Annotated in this window: 1 protein-coding gene; it reads right to left on the bottom strand. The window is 40.5% G+C overall.

From position 1 onward, the window contains the following. Nucleotides 1-200 precede the first annotated feature (200 nt). Complete coding sequence (rplL, locus tag ACTHUM_RS17940; protein WP_070583257.1) at nt 201-572, bottom strand: 50S ribosomal protein L7/L12; 372 nt, start codon at nt 570-572, stop codon at nt 201-203. Between the last annotated feature and the right edge of the window lie 4 nt (nt 573-576).

Genomic DNA, 576 nt, shown 5'->3' with positions numbered 1-576 from the left:
GAATAGCTCATATACACTCCGAAAAGCAATTTTAAATAATAGGCCGTCTGAAACAACGGCATGCATCAATCTGATATTTACATTTATTTGCAATGATTTTATAAAGGCTATGCAAATAAATGTAAACAATGCCTGATGCTTATTTTAAGAAGCAAAATAAGGCTGGCAGAAAACTGCCAGCCTTCATAGGAAGCATCAAATTATTTGATTTCGACTTTAGCGCCGGCTTCTTCCAGTTGTTTTTGGATGTCTTCAGCTTCAGCTTTAGAAACACCTTCTTTCAGAGTTTTAGGTGCACCGTCAACGATGTCTTTAGCTTCTTTCAGACCCAAGCCAGTGAGAGCGCGGACAACTTTAATCACGCCAACTTTTTGATCACCGGCAGAAGCCAATACTACGTCAAATTCAGTTTTCTCTTCAGCAGCAGCTGCACCAGCACCTGCAGGACCTGCAACTGCAACTGCAGCAGCAGAAACGCCAAATTTTTCTTCAAAAGCTTTAACCAAATCGTTCAATTCCATTACGGTCAAAGAACCAACGGCTTCCAAAATGTCTTCTTTAGTAATAGCCATGCTA

It is taken from the genome of Neisseria sp. P0021.S006 (genome assembly GCF_051956895.1).
This window is presented reverse-complemented; position numbering and strand designations above follow the sequence as displayed.

Bases quoted from the DNA above. Each gene is read 5' to 3' on its own strand.
- rplL (WP_070583257.1), bottom strand. From the start codon at position 572: ATGGCTATTACTAAAGAAGACATTTTGGAAGCCGTTGGTTCTTTGACC.